Source organism: Gilliamella sp. wkB112, from assembly GCF_001690685.1.
Taxonomy (GTDB): domain Bacteria; phylum Pseudomonadota; class Gammaproteobacteria; order Enterobacterales; family Orbaceae; genus Gilliamella; species Gilliamella apicola_J.
The window spans coordinates 127,076-143,679 of the sequence record NZ_LZGL01000018.1; the positions used below are offsets into that span (position 1 = coordinate 127,076).

Annotated in this window: 25 protein-coding genes and 8 pseudogenes; all 33 read left to right on the top strand. The window is 31.1% G+C overall.

From position 1 onward, the window contains the following. Positions 1-4 precede the first annotated feature (4 nt). The 33 genes and pseudogenes from priC to A9G12_RS10270 all read left to right on the top strand — a co-directional run bounded on the left by priC (position 5) and on the right by A9G12_RS10270 (position 16,391). Positions 5-523 (top strand): primosomal replication protein PriC, encoded by a 519-nt coding sequence (gene priC, locus A9G12_RS10165; protein ID WP_065565740.1) that lies wholly within the window; start codon positions 5-7, stop codon positions 521-523. A 208-nt stretch (positions 524-731) separates the two neighbouring features. Beyond that, positions 732-1,697 carry a cysteine synthase A gene (cysK, locus tag A9G12_RS10170; RefSeq protein ID WP_065565741.1) on the top strand — a complete coding sequence of 322 codons (966 nt, stop codon included), beginning with the start codon at positions 732-734 and terminating at the stop codon, positions 1,695-1,697. Positions 1,698-2,175: 478 nt separating this feature from the next. Beyond that, positions 2,176-2,421: a hypothetical protein gene (locus tag A9G12_RS12525; protein ID WP_065565742.1), complete on the top strand. Its 246-nt coding sequence runs from the start codon at positions 2,176-2,178 to the stop codon at positions 2,419-2,421. A 14-nt stretch (positions 2,422-2,435) separates the two neighbouring features. Further along, positions 2,436-2,897: a hypothetical protein gene (locus tag A9G12_RS12110; RefSeq protein WP_081299742.1), complete on the top strand. Its 462-nt coding sequence runs from the start codon at positions 2,436-2,438 to the stop codon at positions 2,895-2,897. A gap of 100 nt (positions 2,898-2,997) precedes the next feature. Then, positions 2,998-3,186: pseudogene (locus A9G12_RS12530) on the top strand (RHS repeat-associated core domain-containing protein); the annotation flags it as partial. Beyond that, positions 3,178-3,507 (top strand): hypothetical protein, encoded by a 330-nt coding sequence (locus A9G12_RS12535; RefSeq protein WP_065565784.1) that lies wholly within the window; start codon positions 3,178-3,180, stop codon positions 3,505-3,507. The pseudogene A9G12_RS12530 and the gene A9G12_RS12535, both read left to right, overlap by 9 nt. A gap of 4 nt (positions 3,508-3,511) precedes the next feature. Next, the gene (locus tag A9G12_RS10190) at positions 3,512-3,913 is read left to right on the top strand and encodes a hypothetical protein (protein ID WP_065565743.1); all 402 of its coding nucleotides are present in this window, start codon (positions 3,512-3,514) and stop codon (positions 3,911-3,913) included. A gap of 169 nt (positions 3,914-4,082) precedes the next feature. Further along, positions 4,083-4,298, top strand: coding sequence for a hypothetical protein (locus A9G12_RS10195; RefSeq protein WP_065565744.1), 216 nt, complete (start codon positions 4,083-4,085; stop codon positions 4,296-4,298). 23 nt (positions 4,299-4,321) lie between these two features. Beyond that, positions 4,322-4,483: pseudogene (locus A9G12_RS12695) on the top strand (RHS repeat-associated core domain-containing protein); the annotation flags it as partial. A gap of 353 nt (positions 4,484-4,836) precedes the next feature. Further along, positions 4,837-5,322, top strand: a complete 486-nt coding sequence (locus A9G12_RS10205) for a hypothetical protein (protein ID WP_065565746.1) — start codon at positions 4,837-4,839, stop codon at positions 5,320-5,322. 461 nt (positions 5,323-5,783) lie between these two features. Then, positions 5,784-5,924, top strand: a pseudogene (locus A9G12_RS12700) (DUF7660 family protein); the annotation flags it as partial. Positions 5,925-6,033: 109 nt separating this feature from the next. After that, positions 6,034-6,299, top strand: a pseudogene (locus tag A9G12_RS12705) (RHS repeat-associated core domain-containing protein); the annotation flags it as partial. Between the two features lie 353 nt (positions 6,300-6,652). After that, the gene (locus A9G12_RS10220) at positions 6,653-7,213 is read left to right on the top strand and encodes a hypothetical protein (protein WP_065565747.1); all 561 of its coding nucleotides are present in this window, start codon (positions 6,653-6,655) and stop codon (positions 7,211-7,213) included. Between the two features lie 221 nt (positions 7,214-7,434). Beyond that, positions 7,435-7,569 carry a hypothetical protein gene (locus A9G12_RS12540; RefSeq protein ID WP_255306627.1) on the top strand — a complete coding sequence of 45 codons (135 nt, stop codon included), beginning with the start codon at positions 7,435-7,437 and terminating at the stop codon, positions 7,567-7,569. Positions 7,570-7,805: 236 nt separating this feature from the next. Further along, positions 7,806-8,222, top strand: a pseudogene (locus tag A9G12_RS12710) (RHS repeat-associated core domain-containing protein); the annotation flags it as partial. 403 nt (positions 8,223-8,625) lie between these two features. Continuing rightward, positions 8,626-8,919, top strand: coding sequence for a hypothetical protein (locus A9G12_RS10225; protein ID WP_065565748.1), 294 nt, complete (start codon positions 8,626-8,628; stop codon positions 8,917-8,919). Between the two features lie 169 nt (positions 8,920-9,088). After that, positions 9,089-9,337, top strand: a pseudogene (locus tag A9G12_RS12715) (RHS repeat-associated core domain-containing protein); the annotation flags it as partial. Positions 9,338-9,659: 322 nt separating this feature from the next. Continuing rightward, the gene (locus tag A9G12_RS10230; protein WP_065565749.1) at positions 9,660-10,127 is read left to right on the top strand and encodes a hypothetical protein; all 468 of its coding nucleotides are present in this window, start codon (positions 9,660-9,662) and stop codon (positions 10,125-10,127) included. 346 nt (positions 10,128-10,473) lie between these two features. After that, positions 10,474-10,812 carry a hypothetical protein gene (locus A9G12_RS10235; RefSeq protein WP_065565750.1) on the top strand — a complete coding sequence of 113 codons (339 nt, stop codon included), beginning with the start codon at positions 10,474-10,476 and terminating at the stop codon, positions 10,810-10,812. A 90-nt stretch (positions 10,813-10,902) separates the two neighbouring features. Continuing rightward, positions 10,903-11,049: pseudogene (locus A9G12_RS12720) on the top strand (RHS repeat-associated core domain-containing protein); the annotation flags it as partial. Positions 11,050-11,113: 64 nt separating this feature from the next. Beyond that, on the top strand, positions 11,114-11,269 hold the full coding sequence (locus tag A9G12_RS12725) for a deaminase domain-containing protein (protein ID WP_442903485.1): 156 nt from the start codon (positions 11,114-11,116) through the stop codon (positions 11,267-11,269). Positions 11,270-11,289: 20 nt separating this feature from the next. Next, the gene (locus A9G12_RS10240; RefSeq protein WP_065565751.1) at positions 11,290-11,766 is read left to right on the top strand and encodes a hypothetical protein; all 477 of its coding nucleotides are present in this window, start codon (positions 11,290-11,292) and stop codon (positions 11,764-11,766) included. A 315-nt stretch (positions 11,767-12,081) separates the two neighbouring features. Further along, positions 12,082-12,312 (top strand): hypothetical protein, encoded by a 231-nt coding sequence (locus A9G12_RS10245; protein ID WP_065565752.1) that lies wholly within the window; start codon positions 12,082-12,084, stop codon positions 12,310-12,312. 182 nt (positions 12,313-12,494) lie between these two features. Further along, the gene (locus tag A9G12_RS12365; protein ID WP_176701760.1) at positions 12,495-12,644 is read left to right on the top strand and encodes a hypothetical protein; all 150 of its coding nucleotides are present in this window, start codon (positions 12,495-12,497) and stop codon (positions 12,642-12,644) included. Positions 12,645-12,737: 93 nt separating this feature from the next. Continuing rightward, positions 12,738-12,962, top strand: coding sequence for an HNH/endonuclease VII fold putative polymorphic toxin (locus tag A9G12_RS12730; protein ID WP_081299744.1), 225 nt, complete (start codon positions 12,738-12,740; stop codon positions 12,960-12,962). A 12-nt stretch (positions 12,963-12,974) separates the two neighbouring features. Continuing rightward, positions 12,975-13,358 carry an Imm50 family immunity protein gene (locus A9G12_RS10250; protein WP_065565753.1) on the top strand — a complete coding sequence of 128 codons (384 nt, stop codon included), beginning with the start codon at positions 12,975-12,977 and terminating at the stop codon, positions 13,356-13,358. Between the two features lie 67 nt (positions 13,359-13,425). Further along, positions 13,426-13,521 (top strand): hypothetical protein, encoded by a 96-nt coding sequence (locus A9G12_RS12735; protein ID WP_141674152.1) that lies wholly within the window; start codon positions 13,426-13,428, stop codon positions 13,519-13,521. 75 nt (positions 13,522-13,596) lie between these two features. Next, on the top strand, positions 13,597-13,719 hold the full coding sequence (locus tag A9G12_RS12145; RefSeq protein WP_081299745.1) for a hypothetical protein: 123 nt from the start codon (positions 13,597-13,599) through the stop codon (positions 13,717-13,719). Positions 13,720-13,839: 120 nt separating this feature from the next. After that, on the top strand, positions 13,840-14,313 hold the full coding sequence (locus tag A9G12_RS10255; RefSeq protein ID WP_065565754.1) for a hypothetical protein: 474 nt from the start codon (positions 13,840-13,842) through the stop codon (positions 14,311-14,313). Between the two features lie 230 nt (positions 14,314-14,543). Continuing rightward, a complete protein-coding gene (locus tag A9G12_RS10260) occupies positions 14,544-14,936 on the top strand; it encodes a hypothetical protein (protein ID WP_065565755.1) in 393 nt (130 codons plus the stop codon). 163 nt (positions 14,937-15,099) lie between these two features. Then, positions 15,100-15,195, top strand: a pseudogene (locus A9G12_RS12740) (RHS repeat-associated core domain-containing protein); the annotation flags it as partial. A 136-nt stretch (positions 15,196-15,331) separates the two neighbouring features. Next, positions 15,332-15,613, top strand: a complete 282-nt coding sequence (locus A9G12_RS10265; protein ID WP_065565756.1) for a hypothetical protein — start codon at positions 15,332-15,334, stop codon at positions 15,611-15,613. A 457-nt stretch (positions 15,614-16,070) separates the two neighbouring features. Then, positions 16,071-16,391 (top strand): hypothetical protein, encoded by a 321-nt coding sequence (locus tag A9G12_RS10270; RefSeq protein ID WP_065565757.1) that lies wholly within the window; start codon positions 16,071-16,073, stop codon positions 16,389-16,391. The last annotated feature ends 213 nt before the right edge of the window (positions 16,392-16,604 follow it).

A 16,604-nucleotide genomic window follows, 5' to 3' on the forward strand; every position in this document is an offset into this window, starting at 1 on the left:
AACCATGTCAAAATTATTAACTACCTTACAACAGCAAATTGAAGTACTTGAACAAACTATTAAGGTCGTTGATTTTGCTGATTATCAAGAATATTATTTTGATGAACAATTGTTTTTCAGTAATAAAATAATCGAAGATAAGAACTTTTATCTTGAAAAAATAAAGCAAACTTACCAAGCATTAGCTGAAAATGTTAGATTACAAAATATAGAACAGATTACTTTTTTATCTGAGGTTCTGGTCAATCAAATTACGGCCCTTACTCGGGAAATTGCTACTCATAAATTACGCCAGAATAAAACTAAAACAATTATTGAAGAAACCCTAGCTGAAAAACATTCACGCCACTTAGATTATTTGCGTCGTTTGCAAGAAATGAAATACGAATTAGAACTTTCACCCGAGGGGATGGATTATAAAAAAATAGCCACACTGGACAATCGTATCTATCGCTGTGAGCAAGCAATAAAAAAAATTGAAAATGACTTAGAAAATGATAGCTTACACATAGATCTATGCTAAACCAATTTTTACAAGTTTCTATCGATAACTATACTAACAATCCTACTGTCCTCTTACCGATCGCTTACTTATAGCAAAAATGCATAATATTATAACAATTAAATAGTACCATCTTTTTAACTAACACCTATAATAACCATTATTTAATAATAAAAGTGTTAGCTACTTTATTTGATCAATAATAGTTATAAATGATAAGGATTCTGTTATGAGTAAAATATTTGATGATAATTCCCAAACTATAGGCCATACACCGTTGGTGCGATTAAAACATTTTGGCAATGGCAATATTTTAGCAAAAGTCGAGTCACGTAATCCCAGCTTCAGCATAAAATGTCGTATCGCATCGAATATGATTTGGGACGCTGAAAAACGTGGTTTATTAACCTCAGATGTTGAACTCATCGAACCTACCAGTGGGAATACTGGTATTGCCTTAGCCGCCGTTGCTGCTGCCCGTGGTTATAAATTAACTTTAACTATGCCAGAAAGTATGAGCATTGAACGTCGTAAATTATTAAAGGCACTTGGTGCCAATTTAGTTCTAACACCGGCAGCCAAAGGCATGAAAGGTGCTATTGAAAAAGCTGAAGAAATTGTCGCCAGTAACCCAAAACGCAATATCATGTTACAACAATTTAGTAACCCAGCTAACCCCGAAATTCACGAAAAAACCACAGGCCCTGAGATTTGGCAAGATACCGATGGTAAAGTAGACATTTTCATTGCCGGAGTGGGTACTGGTGGTACTTTTACCGGTGTGGTCAACTATATTAAAAAAAATCAAGGCAAAAATATTACTGCTGTTGCAGTAGAACCTACCAATTCCCCTGTTATTACCCAAGCCCTAGCTGGCGAACCAATAAAACCTGGTCCACATAAAATTCAAGGTATTGGTGCTGGTTTTATTCCTAAAAATTTGGATTTAAGTTTAATTGATCTGGTTGAAAAAGTATCGGATGATCAAGCAATTAAAACCGCAAGAGAAGTAATGGAAAAAGAAGGTATTTTGGTAGGCATTTCATCCGGTGCCGCTGTTTTTGCCGCCGATAAATTAGCTAAATTACCTGAAAACAAAAATAAAACTATTGTAGTCATTTTACCTTCATCCGGTGAACGTTACTTGAGTACTGACTTATTTAGTGGGATTTTTACTGAAAAAGAATTAGGCTAAACATAAATTACAAAATTTAATTTAAGCCAATGTAACTAATACTAAACTACTTCCTCATGGTAGTAGTTTGGTAATTAAAGTTACTTCTATCTACCAACCTCACAGTTAATGGCTACTTGCCGAAGTAAATAAAGCACACCGTACACAACTACTACCATACCAACCAGATTGTCAGATCACTAAAGCCGGCAAATAAACAAAGTATACTATTATATGGCAGGCGAACTACAAATCATGGGGAGAAATAGAAAATTTACGTATTAATAAAATAGAACAGAACCTAAGATATCATGGCTAATGCTTTGATGAAGAAACAGAACTTAACTATAATACGTTTAGGTATTATGATCCACTGGTAGGGAGATTTACGACTCAAGATCCTACAGGATTATTGAGTGGGGTTAACCTTTATCAGTATGTACTTAATCCGTTGAAGTGGGTTGATCCGTGGAGGTGGATATGTTGGAGTACTGTAAGAATGCAACAAGGTAAAGCTCCACAGATGAGTGTAGAAGTAATTAGTAGAAAAACAGGTGTTACAAGTACAAGAACGATTTCTATGGAGCATCACCATACAAATATTCCTCAGAGAGTCGAAGGCATAGATGTCCGTAACCCCTCAAATCTCTATATTTTTACATCTTGGCTGCATGAGGCTACTGATACTTATAGGCATGTAGGATCAGATTTATTAAACGTGATTAAAGACATAGATGTATTTTAGAAAAAAGGTAATTTATGAATATATTCGATATGCAGGAATTTGTATCATCTCCATTATACCATAGTATTTGTTTGGCTATCGCGAAAGCTATTCCGATAACCATAATTTCGGATTATTCAGATACTATGGCAAATTTAGACATACAAAGAATTGTAAACTCAAACTTGTCAATCAAAGAATTACAAAATACTTTGATAAATAATAAGGATGAATTGATTAACTATTCAATTAATAAGTATAAAATGACATACATTAACGAAGAAATTGAAGATTATCCCATTGGAGAAGAAGTTGAAGAAAGGCCAACTAATATAAAATACACAGGATATTCTAAAGGATTTCTTTTAATGAATCTTATTGAATATAGTTTGGTGAAGAGAGGAAATCAAGAGCTTGAAGAGTATTTAAAAAAATCTCGTATCCCCCAAGCAAAGAAATATGCTAAAGAAATAAAAAGCTTTTTAGAGTTTAAATAGTAAGCAATATAATAATATATTGCCATCATGGAAAGATGAAATTTTGCTACAACACTAACTACTAACATATAGAGAAATTGTAAGTTGCAGAATTAACGAAATAGAACAAAATCTACGCTACCAAGGACAATACTTTGATGAAGAAACCGAACTACACTATAATACTTTTAGGTACTATGACCCTCAAATAGGTAGATTTACTACGCAAGATCCGATAGGATTATTGGGTGGGATTAATCTTTATACGTATGCGATCAATCCTACTAGTTGGATTGATCCTATGGGGTTATGCTTAAACAGAGGACAGCCTAGATTAGAAAATGGTAATTTAAAAGAAGGTTGGCAACATATTGAAGCAAGACATATAACTGGAAGCCACCCTAATGGCGCTGGTGACTTATTTGCTGCTGGAACAACCAGAGCTGATATTGAAAAATATGCAGCAGAGATAATTCGAAGTGGCACAAGACAATCGGATCCATCAAAAATAATACAAACCTTTACAAAGAAACTCAATATTAATGGACTAAGAGCAAACTATAAACTTATAGTTGACTCTGTCGACGGAAATCGAATAATCACAATGTTCCCAATGTTAGGAGGGCACTAATATCATGAAAATTGATATATTCATAGCCAATGATAAAGTTGAGTCTTCTTTTGATTTAGGTGGGCTAGAATTTTTTGGTAATTGTAATCGTTATTCAAAAGAAAATTATAAAAGTAATGATTTGCAAATGATATTTATTTCAGTAAGTGATTTTGTTTTTAATATCCGACAAAAAAAACAGTATATTTTTTCATCAAATATCAAATTCTTTTTTAACGAAAAAAAAGAACACTTTTTTGTAAATGATTTACTAATTGAGAAAATACCATTTGAGTCTTTAATATTAGAGCTATTTAATTTAATTACTAAGTCCATTTACATTTTAAAAAATGTTTCCATTTCAAAAAGTGATGCTGTAATGATGGATTTAATCAATGAACAAAAAAAACTCAAACAAATTATTTAAAATATGTGAGCCTATCCTAAAATTTGTGTATTGCCGGGCAGATTGATTCAAAGGTGAGAGTTGATACGCTCATCAAACTTGATCATAAACCAATTCATGGTATCGCGTCAGTTTTGAATAGTCATAGTCCATTTCTTTGAAACATTCTTTTTGATTAAGAGATTTATGTATGAATATTCAGATTAATAGATTAGGTAAAATATTACAAGGCGATGAAAAAGGGTATTATATAAAAATTATTGATGATTTAGATAATACAGGTAGCTTTTTAATATTAACATCTCCAGACATAGATATGAAAAAAGGATTTGATAATTGGGTGAAAGATAAAAGAAGCTTAGAAGGGTATTTTATGGAATCAAACTGGCTAATTGAATGGTTATAAATAAGAAATAAAAAAACTACGACCAATATTTTGAAGAGGAAATTGAATTATATTATAACACTTTTAGATATTATGATCCGCAGGTAGGACGGTTTACTACTAAAGACCCAATAGGTTTATTGGGTGGAAGGAATCTTTATTCGTATCCAATTAACACTATTATTTGGATTGACCCTTGGGGACTATACGGTTTATCACCTTCTGAAATAAAAACGGCAACATCCAAAGTTGGACGTGTTGACCATCATCCGGCTAGGCACCTCATAGATGATGGTATTATTACCCATAATGCAGCTTCAAAAGCTGCTTGTAAACAATTCGTGGATATAGCCACAGATGTTTTATCCGATCCAACGAAGCATTTTAGTCATACGATGGTACAAGGCGGAACAAAAGTAGATGGATTTTATAGACAAATAGATGGTCATGATATAGTTGTATTTATAGCTAAAGAGCCTATTGGCAATAAAGTAGCTATTGAAGATATTGTTACTGCTATCAAACCAAGCGCAAACCAAATGGCAAATTGGAGATTACCATGATTACAAAGAAACACTTAGGAATTATGTGGAAAGATCGAATATTAGGAGAGACATTGAATGTCCCAGGAATAATATTATTTGCGTATTCAAAGATAGAATGGGTGTTGACTGAATTACAACTAAAAAATATAGATCTCATATGGAAAAAATATGGCGCAGATATTGAGCAAAAACTTATAAAGTGGGAAGGTGAAGAAAATTGTGATTATTCTATAGACATTCATATTAAAAAATGGCCATCTACTGATAAATGGCTGGCTTGTCTCGAAAAAACTTCATCATATATAGTTAGTGTTGGAGCAGAAATCGTATGGTGTAGTGATGAGATGGGCTCACCATCAATGGATCAAATTACTGATGATGGTGATATTTATGCTGCCTATATGAAGCACCTAGGACTACTTGTTAACTCTAACTTGGAAGATGAATTTAAAAACCTAAATAATACTCAATTAGAGTCATTAAAAAGAGCGTTGCTATAGTAAATGTTTAAACTGTCAGATTGATTTGTATACAGTTATAATTTTTAAAGATATATCTCCAATTAAAGTGGAACAACTTGGATTAGTATCTAATTGATCTGATGGCTATTATAAATAAAGCAGTATGAATTTTCTGCTTCGTAACCTATGCATAATGCAGAAATATTCATAATTAATCCGAGACAGTACGATATTTCTATAACAGATATAGATGATTACTGGATTGGAAAGCGTTCCTTTCTAGTGGGTATCAGTTTAAGAAGTGGTTAGTCAACTGTGGGAAATGACCACAAAAACAGGCAGTGAGTCTATTATTCTGAAATTAAGTAATGGAATTAAAAAATTATCTAGGTAAAAGTATTATGCAAAATAAAGTAAAAACCAAAGAGGATTTTATTCAACTATTATCTTCTTTAGCCCAAGATGTAAAATATAACCCTAAAGATTAGGAAAACAGAGATTTACCCAGCTTTTTGGAAGCAATGGCGTCATGGATAGAGGATATGGATGGTTTTTATTCAAATCAACACAAGCCTATACCAACAAATATTAGCTGGGAAGTTTTTGCCGACATCATGTTAGCGGCTAGAATATATGAGTGATGAGAATTAAAAAAATGAAGCATACCATTTAACCATGATGACAGTGATAGATCACTTGAAGAAGTAAGTACCCTCTTATTATACCAATTAAACATTTATACTCTTCTAGTTAACTAATCAACAAGGCAGTATTGTATGGCTGGCGAACTACAAAGCATGGGGAGAAATAGATAGCTGTAGGATCAATGAAATTGAACAGAACCTACGATACCAAGGTCAATACTTTGATGAAGAGACTGAGTTACATTACAATACTTTTAGATATTATGATCCACCGGTGGGAGATTTACGACTCAAGACCCTATAGGATTATTGGGTGGGTTTAATCTTTATACTTATGTGCTTAATCCTATTGCATGGAGTGCTCCGTGGGGATGGACAACGGGCGAAGGCTATACTCATATCACCTACGAGGGAGTAAAAAATGGTAAACCATATATTGGTTATGCTAGCAAACCAGGTTTGGGACATTCAGCACAAGATGTATTAAATTATCGTTATAACAATAACTTTGATATATTTGATGTTAAACCAGAGCCATTCTATCGTGGAGAAGGCGTTGATGGAAAAGCAACAGCAAGAGGACTGGAACAAAGAACCTTTGAAGCTAGAGGGGGATTAGATGGAACATCCAATAGGCAAAACCCTGTAGGGCAGAATAATGCAAGGCGACAAGAGTACTTAGATGCAGCTGATAAACACTTAAATGACAAAACAGGTGGTAACAAATGTTAACAAAGAAACAACGTAGTCAAGAAAACTCAGTGTTTGGTGTCTATATAAGAGAGGGATTATATTCGTTAGCACAATCAAGAAAAAATCATTGGATGGAGTTTTTTAATATCTTTAATGAGAAAGATGAGTGGGATGGAATAGACCTTAATAAGATTGATGTCTTGTTTACATATAGTGTTGCTGCTCACAGCCTCAAAGAGTTATTAGTTTCTTTGCAAGATGATAATGTATTAAAAAATTTACGGCCTATGCAATCAAAAATTATTGCAACAACGGATATTTTAGCTGGCACAAAAGGTCTAGTCGAAATGGATGATAGGTGTGATAGTGTAGATAATAAGATTTTGATTCCTAAGTTAATAGTAAAAGATCACTTAGAAATTATTCATACAATAGAGTTAGCTGGAATGCACGGAAATTCTGAACAAATTCAAAAACGTATTCTTAATTTTTATGAAACTGGTATAAATTGGGATGAATCTAAAAAGTTTTTATTTCCTCATGTAACGCCTCCAACTCCACAAAAATCATCACCCTATTTCATAGGGAAATAGTAGTAATAGAATGAAAAAAGGCACACCACTTATCTCTCACGAAATCCAAGGAGATTATTAATCAAACGTTATGATCCTAAGGATAAAACCATTACTTATCAGTATCATGTAGCTCAACGTTTAACCACACTACTAAACGAAAACAATGAAACGTACCAGTTTCATTATGATTCAAGTGATCGGTTCATTGAAGAAGTCAGTATCAGAGGGATGTTAATTATATGAAAAATGTAAAATTAGAAGAACGAGTTTTTGCAGATATTGATAAGGAACAAATGGATTTTAACGATGGCTGTAAGGGTGTTGGCATCTCAAAAACCGATTGTGTAAAAAACTTTAAAGGAGTAAATATCTAATTAAAATATCACGATTATATATACTAATATATGGATATTGGTGAGTATGAGTTTGGTAATATGGATTATGTTTTTGCTGAAGGACATATTGTTATACATCCTGATTTTCTTAATAAAACACCTTGTAAATGGTGTTGTAAATACTTTGGAGATGTTTTATACATGGATGAATATCAAAATTATTTTAAATAATTATTGAGAAAAGATAGATCAGAGATGCTTTATCAAATGTCCATATAGAAGAACAAACAGAACAACTTAAACAACTTTATATATACGAACCTAACAACTATGTGCCATTAGCACGGCTAGATACAATGTCTAATGGTACAACAGATATATACTATTATCATACCGATCAAATAGGTACACCCCTAGAGTTAACTAATCAACAAGGCACTATTGTATGGCAGGCGAACTACAAAGCATGGGGAGAAATAGAGAGCTATAGGATCAATGAAATTGAACAGAACCTACGATACCAAGGTTAATACTTTGATGAAGAAACAGAACTTCACTATAATACTTTTATCTATTATGATCCGCAAGTAGGACGGTTTACTACGCAAGATCCTATAGGGTTATTGGGTGGGTTTAATTTATATCGCTACACTATTAATCCAAATAGCTGGATTGATTCTCTTGGTATCGCGTGTGCTCCTGTTAGTAGTTTTGATCGTCTAAATAATGGGAAAGTATAAAGTATATAGAGTAATTAGACCTGATGAAAATCCTACAGTCTATTTCCAAAAGATCCTAATAATATAAAGTCAGTTGCTGGTCATATTACATCTGGAAGTCGCTCTGAATCTCAGTTCATATCTGCAACTAAAGATCTAAGTATTGCAAAAAAATGGGCAGAAGCTACAGGAAATAGAATAGTTGAGATAGATTTAAGTAAGGTTTCTCAAGGAGCCATAGATGTATCATCAAATAAAGAACTAGATCTATTAGGTAATCAGTTTGCTAGAAATTTAGCAAGAGGTTCATCTGAAGTATTATTTGATAGTCCAATAACTTCTTGAGCTATCAAAGTTTTATAATAGGAGTTGATATATGAAAAAATTATTGGTAGCAATTGAAAATTGCTCTATTCAAATTGTTGAGAGTTTACGTTTAGCTAACGGCATAAATGAAACGTTATCTGAATATTTTGTTGAACTACTCGAAGAGATTTATCAGCAATATTCAAAATCAACAAATATTTCTAAATCTATTATATTTAATCTAATAACTGTACGTGATAATTTAATAGGTTCTCTTAATTATTACTCTGGTGAAAATAAGATAAGAATATCAAATTTGAATTCTCAGCTAGAACTGTACCTTGAAAAAATATTATTAGGATAATGATGATTCCTTTGAAACTATTTACTTATAATTAAAGATGTTCATTCACTATATGCAAAGCTCTATAAAGAATCAAATAGGAGCTCATACTGCTTTAGAAAATATAGCTGATTTAGTCCTAAAACTTTGTGACTTACCACTCAAGCCTCATAGAGTTCACAACCAATAAGGCAGTATAGTATGGCAGGCTAACTACAAAGCATGGGGAGAAATATAAAGCTGTAGGATTAATGAAGTTGAACAAAACCTACGATACCAAGGCCAATATTTTGATGAAGAAACGGATTTACATTACAATACTTTTAGGTTTTATGATCCGCAGGTAGGTAGATTTACTACTCAAGATCCTATAGGATTATTGGATGGATTTAATTTATATAATTATGCACTTAATCCTATTACATGGGTTGACCCTTGGGATGGTGTCCAATAGGTTAAAAGTGCCTTTACTTCAAAACGATTACAGCAAGCATCTAGGCGTCTGATTGATGGTGGTTTATTACCCAAATGGAATAAATAAACTGGAGAGTTATTTTAAAAACTAGGAGCTGATATTCTGGAGAATCCTACACATACCTTTGCTTATGTTTTATGACAAGATGCTGTGAAAGTTTTTTTTGGGTATCATCAATGGACAAAAAGTTGTCCTTTTTATATATAAAGCGCGTCCTTGTCAAGGACAAATAGCAACTTCTGTTATACCAACGCCACAACAGGTTATAAATTGGGGGCTATAATACATGGGTAATTTAATAACAAAAGAAATTTTAAAAGTTTATTGGAATAATGTTTACGGAGAAGTAGCTGGACAATCATTTTATATTTTTAGTAATGATATTAGTTTTCTTTCTAATAAATTTCCTTTTGAGTTATGGCCTAGTCATACAGAGGCTAAAAATTATAAGTTGTTTGGAGATCATTGGGTTGTATGGGTATGGGATGTTAAGTTTTCGACAATCCCAATAAATTGGTTACATTTAGTCAAACAAACTTTTTTATTTTTTCTTGAGAACAAAGCTATTTTAAGCTGGTGTAGTCTAGATGGATATTTTGAAGACCCTCCAGATTTATTTAATCCTGTAATGGCCGATGGTTACTATGCTGCAATTACAAGAGAAAAAGAGTTTATTTGCCATACAAATATAGATGAAGAGTATAAAGGTTTGTTAGAATCAGATATGTTAAAACTAAAACAAACCTTAATATAGCAGACAACTTAACCATCACTATTATTCTTCACGGATAGCAAGCAATGCAACTCGCATTCTATTATTAATAATGGTACTTTAAAATATGTTGTTACCTGAGATGGAAAGTTACTTATTTGGTCTCACTCAGTGAATAGACAAGAAATTTCTCATATAGTTTTATCACAAATAAAATCTGTTTTAGTAGTAAGACAAGCTAAAATAGCAGAAATTAACGCTCTTGGGGATTTTGGATTAGATATATCTACTCATAGTGGCATTATATGAATGGTGCTTCAACAGAATTAAATGCAACTGTTATAAATAGAGCGAGATACGCCTTTTCAGTAATGGGAATTAATTTTTAATGAAACAATTAAACTGTTATAACTGGTCAAAATTATCAAATATCCCTATGTCTCTAAATAAGGTAAGAAGTTTATTTAATAATATTCATAGAATATCAGAGAAAACTCATCATTTAGGGGATAACTTTTTAAGCTATGGTCAAGAGCGTTATATGTTTGTTCAAACTGGAGAATGTGAATTAAAATATGAAAATAATGACATTATAAAAATTCAAAAAGACCAATTTATTTTCATTCCTAAAGGAAATTTTTTTATTAAAGTTACTAGTCAAATACCATTAACTTACATTTATGTTTGGTTGAAAGACGGAGAAAAAGCTTTCTTGAGTTTAGAGTAATAAATTAAGACTAAATAATTATCATAATTTTTATGTATTTTTAATAGTTAAATATTAAAAAATAAGGTAACAGCATCAGTATTTCATGAAAAAACAGTACTTCACTATAATACTTTTAGGTTTTATGATCCGCCAATAGGACGGTTTACTACTTAAGATCATATAGGATTAAAAGATAGCTTTAATCTTTATCAGTATGCCCCTAATCCTATTGCTTGGATTGATCCTTGGAGTTGGTGTGGTGATTCTGTAAATTCCAAAACTAGAGCAGATCAATATAGACAAACGCAAGGGGAAAAAACTGGAGGATATCGGTTCTAGAATTACTGGGGCACCAAACACATCAGGCACTATAAATTTACATTCTGAACTTCATATTTGTAAATCTAGTTCTGGTGTAATTGATCAGTTTATGCAAAGATTCCCTAATATTATAGTTAATGTAACATCTAGATAGTAAGTTAAGGAAAGAAATTTATGTATAAACAAGAATTCATAGATAGGTTAAAGAAATTTAGTCTATTATTAACTGATACTGATAATATTGTAAAAGGATGTTCCCCCCAACAAATTGAAAATATTGAAAATATATATGGTAGTAAATTACCTGAATTTTATAAAATATATCTTGGCTATTTCGGTATTGAAGCAGGTAGTTATTTAAAAGGTACAAAAGCATTTTATAAAGATTTAGTTGCATCTCATTCTATTACTATGGGAATGTTAGATTTATTAAAGGAAAATAATATCTCTGCACCTGATAATCTATTCGCAATTACTCTCCATCAAGGTTATGTTGGTTCTTTTTTTATTTTAAGTGAATTAGAAGAGGATCCTATTATTTATAATTATGAAGAAGGAGAGCAAATTAAGAAACATGGTAAATTTAGCGTGATAAAAGTCAATGGAATAGAAAAGCATATATCAAGTTGTAATAGAGGGTTAATAAAATAATTATAATGATGATTAATAGGTCGACATATAACCTAAGATTCTATTGGATTAGAGGCTGGTTTTAATCTATATAGTTATACAACTAATCCTATATGTTGGATTGATCCTTAGGTTGGTGTGGTAATAATCAGCCATAGAAGACCATAATAAAAGACGAGAAAGTTGTAGCACCAACAGAAAAACTCAATCCTCAACAGTTCAAGGCATATGAAGAAGCAAAAGATATTTTAGCTCAAGGAAAACCTGGTAGAAACCAAAGATGAAGCAATAAATATACATGAAATTGTTGATTATCATTAATGGAAGATAAAATTAATGAGAAGAAATGCATGGAACTATCGTGTAATGGATAGTCATTTAAATGGGTTAGGTATATATGAAGTCTATTATGATGAAGATGGGAATATAAACTACTTTAGTAATAATGCGGTTTCACCTAGAGGCGACTCATTAGAAGAATTAAAAAAAGATCTATTACTCTATATGGAAGCCTTGGAAAGGCCTATTCTAAATTATGACAAACTTATAGACCAGTTCATGAAATAGCAAAGTAAAAAATTAAATGAATTTAATAAAAATCAACATATTGGTTATTTAGATATTTTTTGATGGAAAAGTTTGCATACGAACAGCATTCCCAATTTCTAATTTATGAATGAAGCAGATATTAATAATACTATTAAAGACTTTTCCGATAGGACACCTATAGAGATTAAGAAAGAATAGTTTTGAATATTTCTAAAAATGAAGAGAAAGAAGTGACTTTAGATTTATATCAATTATATTTTGATTTCTCAAAAAGAGAAATTACTATTGAGTATTATGCGAAAGATGAAAGATATCCAACTATAACTATTAATTTTGAAAAATTCGAATAAAATATGTTTTTTTGTAGGCACAGGCTTATCTGTTTAAATAGATAAATTGATTACATCAATTTATTGTCTTGATAAAATTTCACTTTATGTTTTATGAGAAATGAATATTGCGATTTTATCGAAAATGGTGAGCCAATACTGACGAGAGAGTACCATTATACTAACAGAAGTGGTGAGCATATAGTTATCCAAGAACATAGCATTGGGCATCCTGTAGCTACATCTGGACATGGAGCAGATCCCCATTTTAATGTCAGGCCGATTGAAAATACTAGAACCGGAAGTGTATCTGGTACACATGGGCATTATAATTTTTAGCAGAGAAATACTATGAATATTATTGATCAGATTGAACGTAATATGTTTCTAGAAAAAGTTTTTCCAAATGGGTTGGATAATAATTTGTTAATCGGTAATTTAGATTTAAGGCTAGATGGTAATCTACTTGTTGACATACACACTCTTCAAAAACCCCATATAGAAATTTCAAAATGGGGTACATGGAACAAAGATTATAATGTTATAGTGATAAAAATATTATGTAGCGGGCTTAGTGAAATGCATATTACCAATTGGGTGGCCAATAAGTTTTCAGCAGTAAACTTTTTTTATAAAAATAATCGCTATATTATAAGTTCAAAAGAAGAAAATAGTTCTGTAAGTATTACTTGTAGTGGGCTTACATTTCAAGAATGCAATACATATATTCTATAATGTTATTAAATAATGAGTGAGTAACCAACCAACAGGATGCTATTGCATAGCAGGCTAACTACAAAGCGTGGGGCAATTTACGACCCTAGATCCGATAGGATTATTGGATGGGTTTAATCTTTATACTTATGTTCTTAATCCTATTGAGTGGATTGAACCATGATGATGGTGTGATAATAATACTATAAATAGATCAAAGTTAATACCAACACAAGGGATAACAAGATCAAGGACTCAGATGAGCACGTTACTTGCAGATATTAAAGAAAATGGTATCAAAGAAGTGATTAAAGTAATTGAGCATAATGAACAAAAATTAATAGTAAATGGTTATCATAGGTTTTATGCTGCTAGAAGCTAGGAATTGAAAATGTGCCTATTAAGGTTGTTGATTTGCCTCATTTAGGTTATCAAACAGTAAGTGATCTAATACCTACATATAGATTGCCAGGATTTTGAAAGTATTTACAAAAGGTGGTTTATGGCTTATTGGCAGTTTTCATTTTGGGCAATACCTAAAAAAAGTCTTTTAGATAAATATTCAAACATCCCAAACAAAATTACAGAAGAAGATTTTAATTCTGTAGATTGGTTTATTAATTACTCATCAGAGAGTTTTCTAAACTCGATAGATTATCTTACGGAAAACCAACATTGGAATAAAGATACTATTTTTTTGGGTGATTATGATAGTAATTCCATTGCAATAAGTTATGACAACATGAATAAACTCATTGTTGAAATCTATTTCAGAATAGATTTAAGAGGAAATTATGAGTACATTGTAAAAAACATGTTGAATTCATTATGTCTTGGTAATCTAATTATTTTTGATGAAAATCTGGAAAAAGTTAGACAGACATATGATGGCTTAATGAGTAAATTGAAGTTTGTTATTGATCAAAAGAAATTAGTTGAATATAGACTCTTATACAGTAGTACTAGTAAATACTAAAAAAGAAGTAACAACTTTATTTTAACAATATCTGGAGATCGATCTAATAATCCTCAATATACAAAACTGTAAAGAGTATGTTGAGACTGGGCGAAAGAGTGGGTAGATCATGTGGTTTATCTAATGGTGTTGGATCACTTGTGTCATGGTTAAAACTTGAATCAATAAATGTGCATACACCCAGTGGAAGCTAGAATTATCATATACTAGCATCAAGAAGGATTAAATAAATGATCATTTCAATCGACAATTGGAAAGGTGTTTTCAGCAATGAAGAAAATTTTGAACTGACAACTATTGATTTTCTTTTACATTGTATCATGGAACTTAATGGTAAAAATAAAACATCTGTTGCTTTAACAATTGATGAAGAAACCTATTTGATTGTAGGAGGAGGAAATGAGTGTAGATATTCTGTTGTTGGTGAAAAAAAAGGTGAAATTTATAACTTAATCAACATAAATAATATTAATAAAGAAGGCTATATTCAAATTGTGACAGGTGGACAATTAGGTGACTTTGAAATTAAGTATTGTGTCGATAAAGAAATGGCTATGCAAGCAGCCATTTATTTTTATGAAAATAAAGATTTTGATAAAACTTTAGAATGGGAAGTTTTATAGTTTAAAAAAATACCGTCAAATTAAAATTAATTACCTGTATACCAATATAGAAGATTTTCCCGAATAACTAACAGACAAAGTAAGAAACACTATTAGGCAAGCAGAGTATGGGATATATGAAAATGCACTGCAGTAATGGTATAACAAGAAATCCAACTTCTAACAGAATTTAGGATATCAAGGTCAATACTTTGATGAAGAAACAGAACTTCACTATAATACTTTTAGGTATTATGATCCCCAAGTAGGACGATTTATTTTATTACTAAAGACCCAAGAGGATTATTGGATGGGTTGATCCTTGGAGATAGTTTGATCAAACTAAAAAACAACCTTATCGAAATGATGTAATGACTAAATGACTTCATGCTGATATCTATGTTGGATCTTATTAAATGATAGATTTTGATTTATTTATAAGAAAAGGTTTACTAGATTTTAAATTTGGTGAGCATATAGATGAAGTTATTAGTAGGCTAGTTAACTGTAAAGTATGCCCTATTGATAAAGATGTAGGACAATATAGCGTTTTTTCTAATGGCATAGAATTATTATTTGATGATAATAAGTTATATTTAATTCAGTATGAGGTTGATAGAACTATCAACTTAGTTTTTAATGATCACTTTATTGATGCCAACACTACTTATATACAATTTAAAAATTATTTAAATTAAGCTAATGTTTCTTTTCGCGAGGAAAGCAAAGATCAACAAAAAATTTTAATTACTGATAGTAATGTTTGTATTTATTTTGACCAAGATGATGAAGTTTTTCTAACTGCTATGCAAGATTGGTTTTGATATTTGATATTTGATACTTATCTGTCTGAATTAAAAACCAGCTTGAGATTTACCAACTATTTTAATAAAAAGAAATAATAAATATCCTCTATTTATAATAAATTAGTTAAATTATTAGTTCTTAGATTAATTTATTATTATCTGTAAACTTTATCTAAATGAAAGCATTACCAAATATACTACATGAGGCAAGATCACAACGTACTGAAATTTTGGAAATTAGTGCAATTAGTGCAATTAGTTCAATGTGTCATTGTTAACAAAGAGTATTTACAGAAGCAGGAAAAAGAGAAACAATTGTTACTACCTTCAAAACATAAAAGTATAGATTATGATGGATAAAAAAACATTTGATTTATATGTTCTTCAATTTGAAGAACTTGAAAAGTTACTTAATACTGAATGGCTTGATATGAAAAAATTATTGGAGTCTAATCATATAGATTTAACAACAACACATTTTATTTCATATATGGAAGGTGAGGATGGAATACAATATGGTGTTCTTTTTTCTAAAAACAAAGAGGTTATAACTTTTCAGATAGATGAAAATGATAATATTGAGTTGAAGTTGGTTAAAGATTCAAACGAGTTAGAGCGATTAAAAATCAATGATCCTAGTATTGAAGCTGCGTTAACATATTTCAATTAATTATTAAGGATTTCATTTATTTTAAAAGAGTTATATCAAATTTCATTACTTCAAAGCTGCTGGTTGCATAATATCTATTTGCTTAAAAAAATTTCTACACCGACAAACTAAGAAATTTCTTAAAAACCTAATTGTTGATCAATTATAGCATGACTTACACCTTCATTTATCAGGTCTATGTAAACCGCCATAGATCCCGTATCAGGAACTTTT